The sequence below is a fragment of the Streptococcus oralis genome (assembly GCF_026782085.1).
In the GTDB taxonomy this organism is placed as follows: Bacteria; Bacillota; Bacilli; order Lactobacillales; family Streptococcaceae; genus Streptococcus; species Streptococcus oralis_DA.
On the sequence record NZ_JAKUVW010000006.1, the window covers coordinates 1 to 18,013 of the forward strand.

21 protein-coding genes are annotated in these 18,013 nt (G+C 42.6%); 18 read left to right on the forward strand and 3 right to left on the reverse strand.

What is annotated here, in order from left to right; all coding sequences use genetic code 11:
* The 9 genes from MK395_RS09230 to dnaJ form a co-directional block, all read left to right on the forward strand.
* Positions 1–594 (forward strand): SHIRT domain-containing protein (locus tag MK395_RS09230; RefSeq protein ID WP_268711727.1); only part of this gene is annotated, 594 nt, incomplete at its 5' end.
* Positions 595–751: 157 nt separating this feature from the next.
* Complete coding sequence (locus MK395_RS09235; RefSeq protein ID WP_268711728.1) at positions 752–1,072, forward strand: PadR family transcriptional regulator; 321 nt, start codon at positions 752–754, stop codon at positions 1,070–1,072.
* Positions 1,072–1,647 (forward strand): DUF2812 domain-containing protein, encoded by a 576-nt coding sequence (locus tag MK395_RS09240; RefSeq protein WP_268711751.1) that lies wholly within the window; start codon positions 1,072–1,074, stop codon positions 1,645–1,647. Before MK395_RS09235 ends, MK395_RS09240 begins: the two co-directional genes overlap by 1 nt.
* 34 nt (positions 1,648–1,681) lie before the next feature.
* Entirely contained in the window at positions 1,682–2,194 is a 513-nt protein-coding gene (locus tag MK395_RS09245) for a DUF2812 domain-containing protein (protein WP_268711729.1), read from the forward strand.
* Positions 2,195–2,354: 160 nt separating this feature from the next.
* Positions 2,355–3,389, forward strand: coding sequence for a heat-inducible transcriptional repressor HrcA (gene hrcA, locus MK395_RS09250; RefSeq protein ID WP_084848895.1), 1,035 nt, complete (start codon positions 2,355–2,357; stop codon positions 3,387–3,389).
* A 26-nt stretch (positions 3,390–3,415) separates the two neighbouring features.
* Positions 3,416–3,931 carry a nucleotide exchange factor GrpE gene (gene grpE, locus MK395_RS09255; RefSeq protein WP_268711730.1) on the forward strand — a complete coding sequence of 172 codons (516 nt, stop codon included), beginning with the start codon at positions 3,416–3,418 and terminating at the stop codon, positions 3,929–3,931.
* A gap of 10 nt (positions 3,932–3,941) precedes the next feature.
* The gene (locus MK395_RS09260) at positions 3,942–4,337 is read left to right on the forward strand and encodes a hypothetical protein (protein ID WP_084848897.1); all 396 of its coding nucleotides are present in this window, start codon (positions 3,942–3,944) and stop codon (positions 4,335–4,337) included.
* A 237-nt stretch (positions 4,338–4,574) separates the two neighbouring features.
* On the forward strand, positions 4,575–6,398 hold the full coding sequence (gene dnaK, locus MK395_RS09265) for a molecular chaperone DnaK (RefSeq protein ID WP_217971050.1): 1,824 nt from the start codon (positions 4,575–4,577) through the stop codon (positions 6,396–6,398).
* Between the two features lie 449 nt (positions 6,399–6,847).
* Positions 6,848–7,984 carry a molecular chaperone DnaJ gene (dnaJ, locus tag MK395_RS09270; RefSeq protein WP_268711731.1) on the forward strand — a complete coding sequence of 379 codons (1,137 nt, stop codon included), beginning with the start codon at positions 6,848–6,850 and terminating at the stop codon, positions 7,982–7,984.
* Between the two features lie 77 nt (positions 7,985–8,061).
* Here the strand turns inward: dnaJ and MK395_RS09275 are convergent, their stop codons facing one another.
* From MK395_RS09275 to MK395_RS09285, 3 genes are all read right to left on the reverse strand, one after another.
* Entirely contained in the window at positions 8,062–8,715 is a 654-nt protein-coding gene (locus MK395_RS09275; RefSeq protein WP_268711732.1) for a hypothetical protein, read from the reverse strand.
* 69 nt (positions 8,716–8,784) lie between these two features.
* Positions 8,785–9,063, reverse strand: coding sequence for a hypothetical protein (locus MK395_RS09280; RefSeq protein ID WP_268711733.1), 279 nt, complete (start codon positions 9,061–9,063; stop codon positions 8,785–8,787).
* Positions 9,064–9,072: 9 nt separating this feature from the next.
* A complete protein-coding gene (locus MK395_RS09285) occupies positions 9,073–9,483 on the reverse strand; it encodes an HIT family protein (RefSeq protein WP_268711734.1) in 411 nt (136 codons plus the stop codon).
* Positions 9,484–9,550: 67 nt separating this feature from the next.
* Between MK395_RS09285 and MK395_RS09290 the strand changes: the two genes are divergently transcribed.
* The 9 genes from MK395_RS09290 to infB all read left to right on the forward strand — a co-directional run bounded on the left by MK395_RS09290 (position 9,551) and on the right by infB (position 17,997).
* Complete coding sequence (locus tag MK395_RS09290) at positions 9,551–10,282, forward strand: ABC transporter ATP-binding protein (protein ID WP_268711735.1); 732 nt, start codon at positions 9,551–9,553, stop codon at positions 10,280–10,282.
* Complete coding sequence (locus MK395_RS09295) at positions 10,279–11,328, forward strand: ABC transporter permease (protein WP_268711736.1); 1,050 nt, start codon at positions 10,279–10,281, stop codon at positions 11,326–11,328. The genes MK395_RS09290 and MK395_RS09295 overlap by 4 nt, the downstream gene beginning before the upstream one ends.
* A gap of 47 nt (positions 11,329–11,375) precedes the next feature.
* The gene (gene ccrZ, locus MK395_RS09300) at positions 11,376–12,170 is read left to right on the forward strand and encodes a cell cycle regulator CcrZ (RefSeq protein ID WP_000363019.1); all 795 of its coding nucleotides are present in this window, start codon (positions 11,376–11,378) and stop codon (positions 12,168–12,170) included.
* The gene (gene trmB, locus MK395_RS09305) at positions 12,167–12,802 is read left to right on the forward strand and encodes a tRNA (guanosine(46)-N7)-methyltransferase TrmB (RefSeq protein WP_001266088.1); all 636 of its coding nucleotides are present in this window, start codon (positions 12,167–12,169) and stop codon (positions 12,800–12,802) included. Before ccrZ ends, trmB begins: the two co-directional genes overlap by 4 nt.
* A gap of 126 nt (positions 12,803–12,928) precedes the next feature.
* Positions 12,929–13,408, forward strand: coding sequence for a ribosome maturation factor RimP (gene rimP / locus MK395_RS09310; protein ID WP_000338692.1), 480 nt, complete (start codon positions 12,929–12,931; stop codon positions 13,406–13,408).
* A gap of 42 nt (positions 13,409–13,450) precedes the next feature.
* Positions 13,451–14,587 carry a transcription termination factor NusA gene (gene nusA / locus MK395_RS09315; protein ID WP_000032278.1) on the forward strand — a complete coding sequence of 379 codons (1,137 nt, stop codon included), beginning with the start codon at positions 13,451–13,453 and terminating at the stop codon, positions 14,585–14,587.
* A 21-nt stretch (positions 14,588–14,608) separates the two neighbouring features.
* A complete protein-coding gene (rnpM, locus tag MK395_RS09320) occupies positions 14,609–14,902 on the forward strand; it encodes an RNase P modulator RnpM (protein WP_000857560.1) in 294 nt (97 codons plus the stop codon).
* Complete coding sequence (locus tag MK395_RS09325; RefSeq protein ID WP_049485014.1) at positions 14,895–15,194, forward strand: YlxQ-related RNA-binding protein; 300 nt, start codon at positions 14,895–14,897, stop codon at positions 15,192–15,194. Before rnpM ends, MK395_RS09325 begins: the two co-directional genes overlap by 8 nt.
* 16 nt (positions 15,195–15,210) lie before the next feature.
* Positions 15,211–17,997 carry a translation initiation factor IF-2 gene (gene infB, locus MK395_RS09330; RefSeq protein WP_268711737.1) on the forward strand — a complete coding sequence of 929 codons (2,787 nt, stop codon included), beginning with the start codon at positions 15,211–15,213 and terminating at the stop codon, positions 17,995–17,997.
* The last annotated feature ends 16 nt before the right edge of the window (positions 17,998–18,013 follow it).

Here is an 18,013-nt window from a genome sequence, read left to right on the forward strand (position 1 = left end):
CTTCCAGCAGACCAAACAGACTTGAAAGACGGTAGTCAAGCGACTCCAACTCAGCCAAGTAAAACGGAAGTGAAGACAGCAGAAGGCACATGGAGCTTCAAGTCCTATGACAAGACATCTGAAACTATTAATGGAGCAGATGCCCACTTTATCGGTACTTGGGAATTCACTCTAGCGCCAACAGTGACTCATAAGGCAACTCACGAGTTTGTCAGCGGAACTCCAGGAAAAGAACTTCCACAAGAAGTGAAAGCCTTGCTTCCAGCAGACCAAACAGACTTGAAAGATGGCAACCAAGTAACTCCAACACAACCAAGTCAAACGGAAGTTAAGACAGCAGAAGGTACATGGAGCTTCAAGTCCTACGATAAGACATCCGAAACCATCAATGGAGCAGACGCACACTTCGTAGGCACCTGGGAATTCACTCCGGCCCCAATTAAAGATTCTGGAAATACTAGTCAACCAGAAGAAAGAAGTAGTCAAAATCAGAACTTGTTACCAAACACAGGCTCAGCAGTATCTGGTCTTCTTTCAATCATTGGCCTTGCCTTTGCAAGCCTAGCAGTTTTTGTCCTTCGCAAGAAAGACTAAGCAACTCTTAGGAAATAACAAAATGACTTCTTAATTCCTGAGTCTAAGAAGAGAGAACGAGAAATCGTTCTCTCTTTTTCTTGCATTTTATATCGAGCTGTGATATAGTTTATATAACGAATCGCGATGTATCGAACTAAATAGGAGGTGTGATTAAATGGAATTAACAGATAAGATCAGGCGTGTTTACCTTCCCATGACTGAAACGGGTTTTTATATCTTGTTTTGTTTACAGAAGGAGAACCATGGATATGGTATTACACAAAAGGTCAAGGAGATGACAGATTCGCAAGTTTCGATTAGTCCTGGAACTATGTATGGGACCTTGTCAAAGATGGAAAAGGATGGCTTGATTTTCTTTGTCCGAGAAGAGGAAAAACGTAAAATCTATCAGATAACAGATTTGGGACGAAAGGTTTTGGAGATTGAATTGAAACGTATTGAACGGCTCTATAGAAACAGTCGGGAGGAAGTATGATGGAAAAGAAGGTTGTATATCGGATATCTACAATTGCAGATTATGATAGAGAGGCCTTATACCTTGGGGAAATGCATGCTAAGGGTTGGAAACTTAGGAAAGTAAGCTATTCTAACTTAGTAGTTGCGGTTAAGTATACTTTTGAAAAGTGCCAACCGGAGCAGGTGTCTTATCAGTTGGACTTTTATCCCATGAAAAAATCAGAGAGAGCCTCCTATTTACAACTATTTAAAGACTGTGGCTGGGAGCATATTACAGACTTTAATAGTTTTTCCTATTTTAGAAAAGCACATTCTGAAATTGAATCGGATACTGAGTTTGAAATCTATAATGACGCTACAGGGAAGTTAGCTATGATCAAACGGATTTTAACGAGGCGGATGCTTCCTATTTTGATTCTATTTTTAGCTCTACTACCGGTTTTCTCAAAGTTTGTCAGTGGAGCTAGTTCTTTCAGTTGGGGAATGTTTTTGATTGTCATAATAGATTGTGTTTTATTGATTGTTTTTGCGGTTCAGATTTCTTATATTTTTTGGAGCTTGTTTCAAAAGTGGAAAGAATTATCTGAAAAATAAAACCATGTATGTTTTCTGATTTGGAGGTAAGACAATGAATAGCAAAGTACAATTTCGGATTTTTACAATAGTTGATTCGGACAAGGAAGAAGAATATTTACATGAGATGCACTTGAAAGGTTGGAGATATAGAACTAACCGTTTTGGTTTTTTCTATTTTGACCAATGTCAATCGGACGATGTTATCTACCGTATCCATGATTCTAGATTTCTTAAAAAGTATAAGCATGAACTACAAGATTTTAGAAATAGCGGTTGGGAATTGATAGAAACAGGTTTTTGTTCAATTCTTCGTAAACCAACTTCTGATATCCTTTCAGAGGAGAAAGTCTATATGAGTAAGGGTCTCAGATGGGAAGTTATGCGGTCTAGACTTCGTTCCTGTATAGCCACTTTTTCAGGTGGTCTTGTTGTTTGCATGAGTTTGTATCGAGAAAACTTGTCTCGGTCTTTCTTTATTATTTTCTTTTTATACGCTTGCTTAATTTCTTATCTAATCTATGGTTTTTTCAGACTTAAAAAGAAATACCAAGTAGATGAGAAGTGAGATTCTAGGTCTTCAGACTGATTTTTAGCACTCTTGGTAAAAGAGTGCTAATTTTTTGAGTTTTTGTCTTGACATTCTCTTCTAAGGGTGTATAATAGAATCATGAGTTAGCACTTGGATACATAGAGTGCTAATCGATCGGACAGAGAGGAGTGATGAGATGGTTACAGAGCGTCAGCAGGATATTTTAAATCTGATTATTGACATCTTTACCAAAACGCACGAACCTGTCGGATCCAAGGCGCTACAAGAGTCTATCAATTCTAGTAGTGCTACCATTCGTAATGACATGGCGGCTTTAGAGAAGCAGGGTTTGCTTGAGAAGGCTCATACCTCAAGCGGTCGGATGCCAAGTATTGCTGGTTTTCAGTACTATGTGAAACACTCGCTGGCTTTTGACCGACTGGCTGAAAATGAGGTATACGAGATTGTCAAAGCCTTTGATCAGGAATTCTTCAAACTGGAGGATATTCTGCAAGAGGCTGCTAATCTACTGACGGACCTGAGTGGCTGTACGGTAGTAGCACTGGATGTTGAGCCGAGCAGGCAACGGTTGACGGCCTTCGATATCGTTGTTTTGGGACAACATACAGCCTTGGCAGTATTTACCCTAGACGAGTCCCGAACGGTTACCAGTCAATTTCTGATTCCAAGGAACTTCTTGCAGGAAGATTTAAATCGCCTCAAGACCTTGATTCAAGAACGTTTCCTCGGTCACACCGTTCTGGATATTCACTACAAGATTCGGACGGAGATTCCGCAGATTATCCAGCGTTACTTTACGACAACGGACAATGTCATGGATCTCTTTGAACACATTTTTAAAGAAATGTTCAATGAAAACATTGTGGTATCGGGCAAAGTCAATCTCTTGAATTTTGCTAATCTAGCGGCCTATCAGTTCTTTGACCAACCGCAAAAGGTGGCCCTAGAGATTCGTGAAAGTCTGCATGAAGATCAGATGCAAAATGTTCGTGTTGCGGACAGTCAAGAGTCTTGTCTAGCAGACCTAGCGGTGATTAGCAGTAAATTTCTCATTCCTTATCGAGGTTTTGGAATTCTAGCGATTATCGGTCCGGTCAATCTGGATTATCAGCAATTGGTCAACCAAGTCAATGTGGTCAATCGTGTTTTGACGATGAAGTTGACAGATTTTTATCGCTACCTCAGCAGTAATCATTACGAAGTAAATTAATTTTGAAATCATTAAAGGAGGCGAAAATGGCCCAAGATAAAAAAAACGAAGAAATGAAAGAAGAGGAAGTTGTGGAAACAACTGAAGAAACAACTCCTGAGAAGTTTGAGTTGGACTTGGCAAATGAACGTGCAGATGAGTTCGAAAACAAATACCTTCGCGCTCATGCAGAAATGCAAAATATTCAACGCCGTGCCAATGAAGAACGTCAAAACTTGCAACGTTATCGTAGCCAAGACCTGGCAAAAGCAATCTTACCATCGCTCGACAACTTAGAACGTGCACTTGCAGTTGAAGGTTTGACAGATGATGTGAAGAAGGGCTTGGAAATGGTCCAAGAAAGTTTGGTACATGCCTTAAAAGAAGAAGGGATTGAAGAAATTCCAGCTGACGGCGGATTTGACCATAACTATCACATGGCCATCCAAACTCTCCCAGCAGACGATGAACACCCAGCAGATACCATCGCACAAGTCTTCCAAAAAGGCTATAAACTCCATGACCGCATCCTACGCCCAGCCATGGTGGTAGTGTATAATTAGAGAGAGATAGATGGAACAAATAATAAATTTATTAATCCAATTGGTAAAGGAATATGGACTAGTAACGGTAATACTTCTAATAGCTGTAGTGTTATTATGGTTATTGATTATTTATCCAGTTTTACGACTCTTTTGGGGGTTCTTAAAAAATCTTTTTACAACTAGAAAACGAGCTTCAAAAAACAATTGGAATTATCAAAGTCAGAAAACAGTTTTTAAACTTGAACGAACTGAGAAAAAAAGGCTGGAATATTTTGAAGGGCTTGAACAATGGGATGAAATCATTCTAAAAGGTGGCAGTGTTTATGAAATTAATCATAAAACTTATCCAAATAGAACTTTGAAACAGAAAATTTTAGAGTGGGATAAAGTGGTGATTGTTATTACATTGACGCCTAAAAAATAAAAACCTGTCCGAAACGACAATAAACTATGAAGAAAGATAAGAAATTGTTCAGCTTTGCAATAGTGAGCGAAGTAAACAAAAGACGATACTCTTCGCCGTGGCGCTATTTGCGCAAACTTTGAGACCATAGGCTCAAAGTTTAGTCAAAGAGATTGACGAGTCAAGCTCTGACGGCGCCGCCACCTAAGAAGAGTATCAAAAAGAAAATAGAAAATTAACTAACAAGGAGAAAAACACATGTCTAAAATTATCGGTATTGACTTAGGTACAACAAACTCAGCAGTTGCAGTTCTTGAAGGAACTGAAAGCAAAATCATCGCAAACCCAGAAGGAAACCGTACAACTCCATCTGTAGTATCATTCAAAAACGGAGAAATCATCGTTGGTGATGCCGCAAAACGTCAAGCAGTTACAAACCCAGATACAGTTATCTCTATCAAATCTAAGATGGGAACTTCAGAAAAAGTTTCTGCTAACGGAAAAGAATATACTCCACAAGAAATCTCAGCTATGATCCTTCAATACTTGAAAGGTTACGCTGAAGAATACCTTGGTGAAAAAGTAACCAAAGCAGTTATCACAGTCCCAGCTTATTTCAACGATGCTCAACGTCAAGCAACTAAAGACGCTGGTAAAATCGCTGGTCTTGAAGTAGAACGTATCGTCAACGAACCAACAGCAGCGGCCCTTGCTTACGGTTTGGACAAGACTGACAAAGAAGAAAAAATCTTGGTATTCGACCTTGGTGGTGGTACATTTGACGTATCTATCCTTGAATTGGGTGACGGTGTCTTCGATGTATTGTCAACTGCAGGGGATAACAAACTCGGTGGTGACGACTTTGACCAAAAAATCATCGATCACTTGGTAGCAGAATTCAAGAAAGAAAATGGTATTGACTTGTCTACTGACAAGATGGCAATGCAACGTTTGAAAGATGCGGCTGAAAAAGCGAAGAAAGACCTTTCAGGTGTAACTTCAACACAAATCAGCTTGCCATTCATCACTGCTGGTGAAGCTGGACCTCTTCACTTGGAAATGACTTTGACTCGTGCGAAATTTGACGATTTGACTCGTGACCTTGTGGAACGTACAAAAGTTCCAGTTCGTCAAGCTCTTTCAGATGCAGGTTTGAGCTTGTCAGAAATCGACGAAGTTATCCTTGTTGGTGGTTCAACTCGTATCCCAGCCGTTGTAGAAGCTGTGAAAGCTGAAACTGGTAAAGAACCAAACAAATCAGTAAACCCTGACGAAGTTGTTGCCATGGGTGCTGCTATCCAAGGTGGTGTAATCACTGGTGATGTGAAAGACGTTGTCCTTCTTGATGTAACACCATTGTCACTTGGTATCGAAACAATGGGTGGCGTCTTCACAAAACTTATCGATCGCAACACTACTATTCCAACATCTAAATCACAAGTCTTCTCAACTGCAGCGGACAACCAACCGGCCGTTGATATCCACGTTCTTCAAGGTGAACGTCCAATGGCAGCAGATAACAAGACTCTTGGACGCTTCCAATTGACGGACATCCCGGCTGCACCTCGTGGAATTCCTCAAATCGAAGTAACATTTGACATCGACAAGAACGGTATCGTGTCTGTAAAGGCCAAAGACCTTGGAACTCAAAAAGAACAAACTATTGTCATCCAATCTAACTCAGGTTTGACTGATGAAGAAATCGACCGCATGATGAAAGATGCAGAAGCAAACGCTGAAGCAGATAAAAAACGTAAGGAAGAAGTTGACCTTCGTAACGAAGTAGACCAAGCCATCTTTGCGACTGAAAAGACAATCAAGGAAACTGAAGGAAAAGGCTTCGATGCAGAACGTGATTCTGCCCAAGCTGCTCTTGATGACCTTAAGAAAGCGCAAGAAGACAACAACTTGGACGAAATGAAAGCAAAACTCGAAGCATTGAACGAAAAAGCTCAAGGACTTGCTGTTAAACTCTACGAACAAGCCGCAGCAGCACAACAAGCTCAAGCAGGAGCAGAAGGCGCACAAGCAACAGGAAACGCAGGCGATGACGTCGTAGACGGAGAGTTTACGGAGAAGTAAGATGTTGAGGCGTTAAGAAAACGAAAGAAAAATAGGAAGCCATCGCCTTGTGCGATGCACAAAAGATGGCTTATCTTTTTTCCGAAGTTTTTAGCCGAAACTCAGTTAAGCCTAACTCGTTAAGAATGACGAATTACTAAGGTACTTTGTCTAAATGTAATAATGATAGGAAGAAATCCAGAGGTTGCAACCCAGCCTCTGTTTTTCGATAAAAAGGGACTGAACCCAATTTATTTGAGTTTTTATCATCAATATGAAAGAAAGGAATTGAACCTAAACTAGATTGAGGTTTCGTTCCGCAATATTAACAGAAAGGAATAAGGGTGTTCGAGTAACTGAACACGGGCTACGGACTATGCCAAAAAGATAGTTTTTTCTAGGACGTAAGCGTCCGTCGTCAAAACTCCTATTTTGGCTGTGTCCGTTTGACGCCCTTTGTATCTTGAATTATGAACAATACTGAATTTTATGATCGTCTGGGGGTGTCAAAAAACGCTTCGGCAGACGAGATCAAAAAGGCTTATCGTAAGCTTTCGAAAAAATATCACCCAGATATCAACAAGGAACCTGGAGCTGAGGAAAAGTACAAGGAAGTTCAAGAAGCCTATGAGACTTTGAGTGACGACCAAAAACGTGCAGCTTACGACCAATATGGTGCTGCGGGTGCCAACGGTGGCTTTGGTGGCGCTGGTGGTTTCGGTGGTTTTGACGGAGCAGGTGGCTTTGGTGGTTTTGAAGATATCTTCTCAAGTTTTTTTGGAGGAGGCGGAGCTTCGCGCAATCCAAACGCTCCTCGTCAAGGGGATGACCTCCAGTACCGTGTGAATTTGACCTTTGAAGAAGCCATCTTCGGAACGGAAAAAGAAGTCAAATACAATCGTGAAGCAAGCTGTCGTACCTGTAACGGATCTGGTGCTAAGCCAGGAACAAGTCCAGTCACTTGTGGACGCTGTCATGGCGCTGGTGTCATTAACGTTGATACGCAGACTCCTCTTGGTATGATGCGTCGCCAAGTAACTTGTGATGTCTGTCATGGTCGCGGAAAAGAAATTAAAGATCCATGTACTACATGTCACGGAACAGGTCATGAAAAACAAGCTCATAGCGTACATGTAAAAATCCCTGCTGGTGTGGAAACTGGCCAACAAATTCGCTTAGCTGGTCAAGGTGAAGCAGGCTTTAACGGTGGACCTTACGGGGACTTGTACGTGGTGGTTTCTGTTGAAGCCAGTGATAAGTTTGAACGTGAAGGAACGACCATTTTCTACAAATTAAATCTTAACATCGTCCAAGCAACTCTTGGAGACACTGTGGAAATTCCAACCGTGCATGGTGCTGTCGAATTGGTTATTCCAGAGGGCACTCAGACTGGCAAGAAATTCCGTCTACGTGGCAAGGGAGCACCGAGCCTTCGTGGTGGTGCCGTTGGTGACCAATACGTTACAGTTAATGTCGTGACTCCGACAGGTTTGAACGAACGCCAAAAAGCTGCGTTAAAAGAATTCGCAGCTGCAGGTGACTTGAAAGTCAATCCAAAGAAAAAAGGCTTCTTTGACCATATTAAAGATGCCTTTGAAGGGGAATAAAGTAAAAAGAGCCGATTGGCTCTTTTTGTGTTATTTTTGAAAATTTAGCGTCAGAAAATCATTTTCAAGTTAGCCTACTATTTATACTTTTGCTTGAGTAAGCCAGCTGCATCCATATCTTGGATGAGTTGTTTGATTTCCTCTTCCTTACCAGGCTTAACGGTGACAGTATCAATGTGCTTGATTGCCGAATTATCCTGAATATCCACCAAAGTCAAGGCTTTTTCATAGAATGCAATTCCCTTTTTAAGACTTTCCTTATCATTCCAAAAGAGAATTGTGTAAGAAGAATTTGATTTCTTTCCATTTTCTCGAAAATACTTCTCGCCTTCCTCCTCTAAAAATCGCAATAAACCATGATTGAATAAGTTGTCTTCTACTGAATGGTAGGAAATATCTCCTGTGTTTAGGACATAGACTTCAAGTCGGTTTTTGGTGAGTTTTGGACTTTCTTTTAGGACGGGGTGGCTATTGACAACCTCATCTGAGAAAGTAACATAAAAATGTAAGCCTCCACCCTCGTATTGAAAGTGTCCATCTGATTCGACTTTCTCGGGAGGGAGGTCAAGGGAGATAAAGATTTGTTTTAAGGCTTCATTCCCCTCACGGATGTCACTCGGTGACGCTTTGAAAAGATTGGCCACTAGTAGAAATGTCAGGACTGCAAGAAGGCTAAGGCAGCCACAAGGGATCGCGATGACCTTCGCTAGAACTTTTAAAGACTGTTTCATTTTTATTCCCTCCCTTTTCTGTTCGAATCTAGTAACCCAAAATGGAATTAAGGAAAGTTGGAGGCTTTCTTATTCTTGTTTTTCTTCTTGGAGGACCGTCATTCTGGTCTGGAAATCTTTTTCCAAGACTTTGAATTTATAGGTTAAGTCTTTTTGGTATTCTTTGATGAGTTCTTTTTGTTGGTTGATAACTTGCAGGTTGTTTTGGATGATATCCAAATCCTCCTTAATGGCCTCGACACGGTCAGTTGTATCTAACACTTCATCCTGAATGGCTTGGCGATTTTTCACGATAAAATAACTTCCAGCTGCAGCTCCTGCGAATAGTAGTAGATTTGATAGTTTCATAGTATCTCCTTAAGCATTTCTAATGGTTTCTGCGACTTGGGCAAGTTCGTCAAAGTCAGGTTCATGGGCGATAAAGTCAATCTTGAGGTCATCTTCTGCACCGTAGCGAGGTACGAGGTGCACGTGAGTGTGAAAGACTGTTTGACCAGCAACTTCCTCGCAGTTGGCGATGATATTCATGCCGGCAGCCTTGGTGGCCTTCATGACTTTTTGAGCCACTGTTGGCACTTGGGCAAAGAGTTGGCTGGCACTTGCAACGTCCATCTCCAAAAGATTGCGATAGTGCTCTTTTGGTACAATGAGGGTGTGCCCAGGCGTTACTTGAGAGATATCAAGAAAGGCAAGAATCTGCTCATCCTCGTATACTTTTGAAGCAGGAATCTCCCCTGCGATGATCTTACAAAAAATGCAATCTGACATAAAATCCACCTCTACTGTATTGAATTTTGATATAATATAGCTACATTATACCAGATTCGGAGAAAATATGTTAGAAATTAAAAACCTGACAGGAGGCTATGTTCACGTCCCTGTTTTGAAAGATGTGTCCTTTACAGTTGAAAGTGGGCAGTTGGTTGGTTTGATTGGTCTCAACGGTGCTGGGAAATCAACGACAATCAATGAAATTATTGGTCTTTTGACGCCTTATAGTGGGGAAATCAAGATTAATGGTTTGACCCTGCGAGAAGATGCGACCAATTACCGCAAGCAGATTGGCTACATCCCAGAAACGCCTAGTCTGTATGAGGAGTTGACTCTTAGAGAGCATATCGAGACAGTTGCAATGGCTTATGGTATTGAGCAAAAAGTGGCCTTTGATCGAGTAGAACCTTTGTTAAAAATGTTTCGTCTGGATCAAAAATTGGACTGGTTTCCGGTTCATTTCTCCAAAGGGATGAAGCAGAAGGTCATGATTATCTGTGCTTTTGTCGTAGATCCGAGTCTTTTCATCGTTGATGAGCCTTTTCTTGGCCTCGATCCGCTGGCCATTTCTGACTTGATTCAGCTTCTAGAAGTGGAAAAGCAAAAAGGCAAGTCTATTCTCATGAGTACCCACGTGCTGGATTCGGCGGAGAAGATGTGTGATGCCTTTGTCATTCTCCACAAGGGAGAGGTGCGGGCTCAGGGGAACCTCCAGCAACTCCGCGAAGCCTTTGGCATGCCTGAAGCGAGTTTGAATGATATTTACTTGGCTCTGACCAAAGAGGAGGAGCTATGAAAGACTTGTTTTTAAAGCGAAAGCAGGCTTTTCGTAAGGAGTGTGTTGGTTATCTGCGTTATGTTCTCAATGACCACTTTGTCTTGTTCCTGCTAGTTCTCATCGGTTTTCTAGCTTACCAGTACAGTCAACTCTTGCAACATTTTCCTGAAAATCATTGGCCTATCCTCTTGTTTTTAGGGATTGTATCTGTCTTACTTTTGGCTTGGGGAGGAATCGCGACCTACATGGAAGGACCGGATAAACTCTTTCTCTTAGTCAGTGAAGAGGAGGTTAAGTCTCACCTCAAAGGGCAGACGATGCGCTCACTGGTCTTTTGGCTTTTTGTCCAGACCCTTTTCTTGCTTTTGTTTGTACCCTTGTTTTTAGCCATGGGCTATGGTTTTCCAGTTTTTCTCATCTATGTGCTTTTATTGGGAGCTGGGAAATACCTCCTTTTTCGCCAAAAAGCCAGTAAATTTTTTACTGAGACTGGACTCGACTGGGACTTTGTCATTTCCCAAGAAAGTAAGCGCAAGCAAGTTTTGCTTCGTTTCTTTGCTCTCTTTACGCAGGTCAAGGGCGTTTCAAATAGTGTCAAACGTCGTTCTTATCTGGATTTCGTCCTTAAAGCAGTTCAGAAAGTGCCGAGCAAGATTTGGCAAAACCTCTATCTTCGTTCTTATCTGCGAAATGGAGACCTCTTTGCCCTCAGTTTGCGTCTTTTGCTCCTATCCTTGTTAGCTTTGCTCTTTATCGAGCAATCTTGGATTGCGACAGCAGTGGTGGTTCTATTTAACTACCTCTTGCTCTTTCAGTTACTGGCCCTCTATCATGCCTTTGACTACCAATACTTGACCCAGCTCTTTCCACTAGAAAAAGGGGAGAAGGAGAAAGGGTTGAAACAGATTGTAGTCGGTGTGGGAAGTGCAGTTCTTTTGTTAGAATTACTGGTCGGAGCAGTGGTTTTTCAAGAGAAAATAGCCTTGTTGGCTCTTGTAGGGGCTAGTCTCTTCCTACAATTGTTTTATTTGCCTTACCAACTAAAAAGATTGGTTGACGAATAGACCAAAAACTAGTAGAATAGTAAGGAAACTTTATACGGAGGAAAGAAATGGACTTGGGTGATAATGAGCTAACGCTGACCCCTATCCCTGGGAAGAGCGGCAAAGCTTATATGGGAAGCTACCCTGATGGGAAGCGCGTCTTTGTAAAAATGAACACCTCTCCAATCCTACCTGGCCTAGCCAGAGAACAAATCGCTCCTCAATTACTATGGACTCGTCGTTTGCCAGATGGCCGTGATATGTGTGCTCAGGAATGGCTGACGGGTAAAATCTTGACCCCTTACGATATGAATCGCAAGCAGATTATCAATATCTTGAACCGCCTTCACCGCTCGCGTCCTTTGATGAAGCAGTTGAGCCGTTTGGGATACACCATGGAAACACCAGTTGATTTGCTACGTTCTTGGCAGCAAGGAGTTCCAGAAATCTTGAAGCAGAACCACTATTTGAACAGTGTGATTGCTGAGCTAGGTAAGACGGTTCCAGGTTTTAGAGAAGACCATGCAACGATTGTGCATGGAGATCTTCGTCATAGTAATTGGATTGAGACAGAGAGTGGACTCGTTTATCTAGTGGATTGGGATTCGGTTCGTCTGACGGATCGTATGTTTGATGTGGCGCATTTGCTATGCCACTACATTCCTGATCATCAGTGGCGCCAATGGTTGAGAGACTACGGCTATAAGTACAATCAGACAGTGTTAGATAAATTGTATTGGTATGGTCAGTATTCTTACTTGAACCAGATTGCCAAATACTGTGAAAATCAAGATTTAGACAATGTAAACCGGGAGATTTATGCCTTGCGTGTCTTCCGTGACAAGTATGGAAAGAAGAGATGAGAGTTAGAAATCGTAAAGGGGCGACAGAATTACTAGAGGCCAATCCTCAGTATGTGGTTCTCAATCCCTTGGAAGCTAAAGGGAAATGGCGAGACTTGTTTGGAAATGATCATCCTATTCATGTAGAGGTTGGAAGTGGGAAAGGGGCCTTCGTATCAGGAATGGCCAAGCAAAATCCTGACATCAACTACATTGGGATTGATATCCAAAAGTCGGTATTGAGTTATGCCTTGGATAAGGTATTAGAAGTTGGAGTGCCCAACATCAAGTTGCTGTGGGTAGATGGTTCAGATCTGACCGACTACTTTGAAGACGGTGAGATTGATCGTCTCTACCTAAACTTTTCAGATCCCTGGCCTAAAAAACGCCATGAAAAACGTCGTTTGACTTACAAGAGTTTCTTGGATACCTTCAAGCGCATCTTGCCTGAGAATGGGGAAATCCATTTCAAGACAGATAACCGTGGCTTGTTTGAGTACAGTCTAGTGAGCTTTTCTCAGTATGGGATGAAACTAAATGGTGTTTGGCTAGACTTGCATGCCAGTGATTTTGAAGGCAATGTCATGACAGAGTATGAGCAAAAATTCTCCAGCAAAGGTCAAGTGATCTACCGAGTTGAAGCAGAATTTTAAGAACTAGCTTGAAAACCAGCTAGTTGAGTGCTAATGCTTTACATAAATTGACAAACGTGCTATACTGATAGTAAGAATATGAGAAAGAGAGGCGGGGAAATATCTTCGCCTCTTGCTTATGAGGAGGTGGACGCAATCGCAACAATCGTAGAATTAGTCAGAGAAGTTGTAGAACCTGTCATCCAAGCGCCTTTCGAGCTCGTGGATATCGAGTATGGAAAGATTGGCAGTGACATGATTCTTAGTATTTTTGTAGATAAACCCGAAGGAATTACCTTGAACGACACGGCAGACCTGACAGAAATCATCAGTCCTGTCCTAGATACCATCAAGCCTGATCCCTTCCCAGAACAATATTTCCTAGAAATCACCAGTCCAGGCTTGGAACGTCCTTTGAAAACCAAGGATGCTGTCGCTGGAGCAGTTGGGAAATACATCCATGTCGGGCTCTACCAAGCCATCGATAAGCAAAAAGTCTTTGAAGGAACCTTGCTGTCCTTTGAAGAGGACGAGTTGACTATGGAGTATATGGACAAGACACGTAAGAAAACCGTCCAAATTCCATACAGTTTAGTATCAAAAGCACGTTTAGCAGTAAAACTATAGAAAAGAAAGGATATCTTTTGAGGATTCAAAAGTAAAAAGAACATGAGTAAAGAAATGCTAGAGGCCTTCCGCATTTTGGAAGAAGACAAGGGAATCAAAAAAGAAGACATCATCGACGCAGTAGTAGAGTCGCTTCGTTCCGCTTATCGCAGACGCTATGGTCAATCAGACAGCGTAGCTATTGACTTCAATGAAAAAACAGGAGACTTTACAGTTTATACTGTCCGTGAAGTTGTTGATGAAGTATTTGATAGCCGTTTGGAAATCAGCTTGAAAGATGCCCTTGCCATTAATTCAGCCTATGAGCTTGGTGACAAAATCAAGTTTGAAGAAGCACCAGCTGAGTTTGGTCGTGTAGCAGCCCAATCTGCCAAACAAACCATCATGGAAAAAATGCGCAAGCAAACACGTGCCATCACCTACAATACTTATAAAGAACATGAACAAGAAATCATGTCTGGTACAGTAGAACGATTTGACAACCGCTTTATTTACGTCAACCTTGGCAGCATCGAAGCCCAATTGTCAAAACAAGACCAAATCCCTGGAGAAGTTTTTGCTTCCCATGACCGTATCGAAGTCTACGTTTACAAGGTTGAAGACAATCCTCGTGGTGTCAACGTCTTTGTTAGCCGTAGCCATCCAGAAATGATCAAACGTTTGATGGAGCAAGAAATTCCAGAAGTGTACGATGGAACTGTCGAAATCATGAGCGTAGCCCGCGAAGCTGGTGACCGTACGAAAGTTGCCGTTCGTAGCCACAATCCAAACGTGGACGCTATCGGTACAATCGTTGGACGTGGTGGTGCTAATATCAAGAAAATCACCAGCAAATTCCACCCAGCTCGTTACGATGCTAAGAGCGACCGCATGATTCCTGTCGAAGAAAACATCGACGTTATCGAGTGGGTAGCAGATCCAGCTGAGTTTATCTACAATGCCATCGCACCGGCAGAGGTTGACCAAGTTATCTTTGATGAAAACGACAGCAAACGTGCCTTAGTCGTTGTGCCTGATAACAAGCTTTCTCTTGCTATCGGTCGTCGTGGACAAAACGTTCGCTTGGCAGCTCATTTGACGGGTTACCGTATCGATATCAAGTCTGCCAGCGAGTTTGAAGCTATGGAAGAAGCAGGTCAAGTGGATTACGCAGCTGCGGACGAATTGACAGAAGAATAAAAGCTGCTAGAGGAGGGAAAGATGAAAACAAGAAAAATCCCTTTGCGCAAGTCTGTTGTATCCAACGAAGTGATTGATAAGCGTGATTTGCTCCGCATTGTCAAGAATAAAGAAGGACAGGTTTTTATCGATCCGACAGGCAAGGCCAATGGTCGTGGCGCTTATATCAAGCTAGACAATGCAGAAGCCCTAGAGGCCAAAAAGAAGAAAGTCTTTAACCGCAGCTTTAACATGGAAGTGGAAGAAAGCTTTTATGACGAGTTGATCGCCTATGTGGATCACAAAGTGAAAAGAAGAGAGTTAGGACTTGAATAAGCAAAAGATAAGCAATCTCTTGGGACTTGCTCAACGAGCAGGCCGGATCATATCGGGTGAGGAATTGGTGGTTAAAGCCATCCAAGACCAGAAAGCCAAGCTAGTCTTTCTAGCCAATGATGCTGGTCCCAATCTGACCAAGAAGATTCAAGATAAAAGTGACTATTATCAAGTAGAAGTTATAACCGTGTTTTCAACACTGGAATTAAGCATAGCAGTCGGAAAATCGAGAAAGGTTTTGGCTGTGACAGATGCTGGATTTACAAAGAAAATGAGGTCTCTTATGGAATAGAAGAGGAGGACATGATTTGTCTAAGAAAAGATTGTACGAAATCGCAAAAGAACTTGGAAAAGAAAGTAAAGAAGTTGTAGCGCGTGCAAAAGAGTTGGGCTTGGATGTGAAGAGCCACTCATCGAGTGTGGAAGCTGCTGCTGCTGAACAAATCGCAGCTAGCTTTAAACCTGCACCTGCTCCTAAGGCAGAAGCAAAACCTGCAGCACCAAAAGCAAGTGTAGAAAAGAAAGCAGAAAAGCCTGTATCAGCTAAACCAGTAGCCGCTAAGGAAGAAAGTAAACCAGCTGCATCTGCAGCTCCTAAGGAAGAAAAAGTAGTGGCCGCAAGACCACAAAGTCGAAACTTCAAAGCGGAGCGTGAGGCGCGTGCCAAAGAGCAGGCAGAGCGACGCAAACAAAACAAGGGCAACAACCGTGACCAACAACAAAACGGCAACCGTCAAAAAAACGACGGTCGTAATGGTAGCAAACCTGGTCAAGGAAACCGCGACAACCGCCGATTTAACGACCAAGGGAAAAAACCACAAGGTCAAGGGAATCGTGGCAATGATCGCCGTCAGCAACAAGACTTCCAGCCAAAACAAGCTGGTCCACGTGTTGACTTTAAAGCCCGTGCAGCAGCCCTAAAAGCAGAGCAAAATGCAGAGTACGCACGCTCAAGCGAGGAGCGCTTCAAACAATCGCAAGCAGCCAAAGAAGCCTTGGCTCAAGCTAACAAACGCAAGGAGCCAGAGGAAATCTTTGAAGAAGCTGCTAAGCTAGCTGAACAAACGCAGCCAGCAGTAACAGTAGCTCCTGTAGCGAAAGAAGCGCCAGTGGATACACGTCGTAAAAAACAAGCTCGACCAGACAAAGAACGTGATGATTATGATCACGAAGAAGATGGTCCTAGAAAACAACAAAAGAATCGAAGTAGTCAGAATCAAGTGAGAAATCAAAGAAATAGTAACTGGAATAACAACAAGAAAAATAAAAAAGGGAACAAGCAAAACAACCGTAACCAGACTCCAAAACCTGTTACAGAGCGTAAGTTCCACGAATTGCCAACAGAATTTGAGTATACAGATGGTATGACTGTTGCGGAAATCGCAAAACGTATCAAACGTGAACCAGCAGAAATCGTTAAGAAACTCTTTATGATGGGTGTCATGGCCACACAAAACCAATCCTTGGATGGAGAAACCATCGAACTCCTCATGGTGGATTACGGTATCGAAGCCAAACAAAAGGTTGAAGTGGATAATGCTGACATCGAACGTTTCTTTGTCGAAGATGGCTATCTCAATGAAGATGAATTGGTTGAGCGTCCACCAGTTGTAACCATCATGGGACATGTTGACCATGGTAAGACAACCCTCTTAGATACCCTTCGTAACTCTCGTGTAGCGACAGGTGAAGCAGGTGGTATCACTCAGCATATCGGTGCTTACCAAATCGTGGAAAATGGCAAGAAGATTACCTTCCTTGATACACCAGGACACGCGGCCTTTACTTCTATGCGTGCGCGTGGTGCATCTGTTACCGATATTACTATCTTGGTTGTAGCGGCCGACGACGGGGTTATGCCTCAGACTATCGAAGCCATCAACCACTCAAAAGCGGCCAACGTTCCAATCATCGTAGCTATCAACAAGATTGATAAACCAGGTGCCAACCCAGAACGTGTTATCGGTGAATTGGCAGAGCATGGTGTTATGTCAACAGCTTGGGGTGGAGATTCTGAATTTGTTGAAATCTCAGCTAAATTCAACCAAAATATCGAAGAATTGTTGGAAACAGTCCTTCTTGTGGCTGAAATCCAAGAACTCAAAGCAGACCCAACAGTTCGTGCGATCGGTACGGTTATCGAAGCTCGTTTGGATAAAGGAAAAGGTGCGGTCGCAACCCTTCTTGTTCAACAAGGTACCTTGAATGTCCAAGATCCAATCGTTGTCGGAAATACCTTCGGTCGTGTCCGTGCTATGACCAATGACCTTGGTCGTCGTGTCAAGGTGGCTGGACCATCAACACCAGTTTCTATCACAGGTCTGAACGAAGCGCCAATGGCAGGTGACCACTTTGCCGTTTACGAAGATGAAAAATCTGCGCGTGCAGCCGGTGAAGAGCGTGCGAAACGTGCCCTCATGAAACAACGTCAAGCTACCCAACGTGTCAGCCTTGAAAACCTCTTTGATACACTTAAAGCTGGTGAGCTCAAGTCAGTTAATGTCATCATCAAGGCCGACGTACAAGGTTCTGTTGAAGCCCTTTCTGCCTCACTTCAAAAGATTGACGTAGAAGGTGTCAAAGTTACCATCGTTCACTCAGCGGTCGGTGCCATCAATGAGTCTGACGTGACTCTTGCCGAAGCTTCAAATGCCTTTATCGTTGGTTTCAACGTACGCCCTACACCACAAGCTCGTCAACAAGCGGAAGCTGACGATGTAGAAATCCGTCTCCACAGCATTATTTACAAGGTTATCGAAGAGATGGAAGAAGCTATGAAAGGGATGCTTGACCCAGAATTTGAAGAAAAAGTTATCGGTGAAGCAGTTATCCGTGAAACCTTCAAGGTATCTAAAGTGGGAACCATCGGTGGATTCATGGTTATCAACGGTAAGGTTACCCGTGATTCTAAAGTCCGTGTTATCCGTGACGGTGTCGTAATCTATGATGGCGAACTCGCCAGCTTGAAACACTACAAAGACGACGTCAAAGAAGTTACAAACGGTCGTGAAGGTGGATTGATGATTGATGGCTACAATGATATCAAGACTGATGATGTGATTGAGGCCTATGTCATGGAAGAAATCAAACGATAATAGAGAAACGATAGCT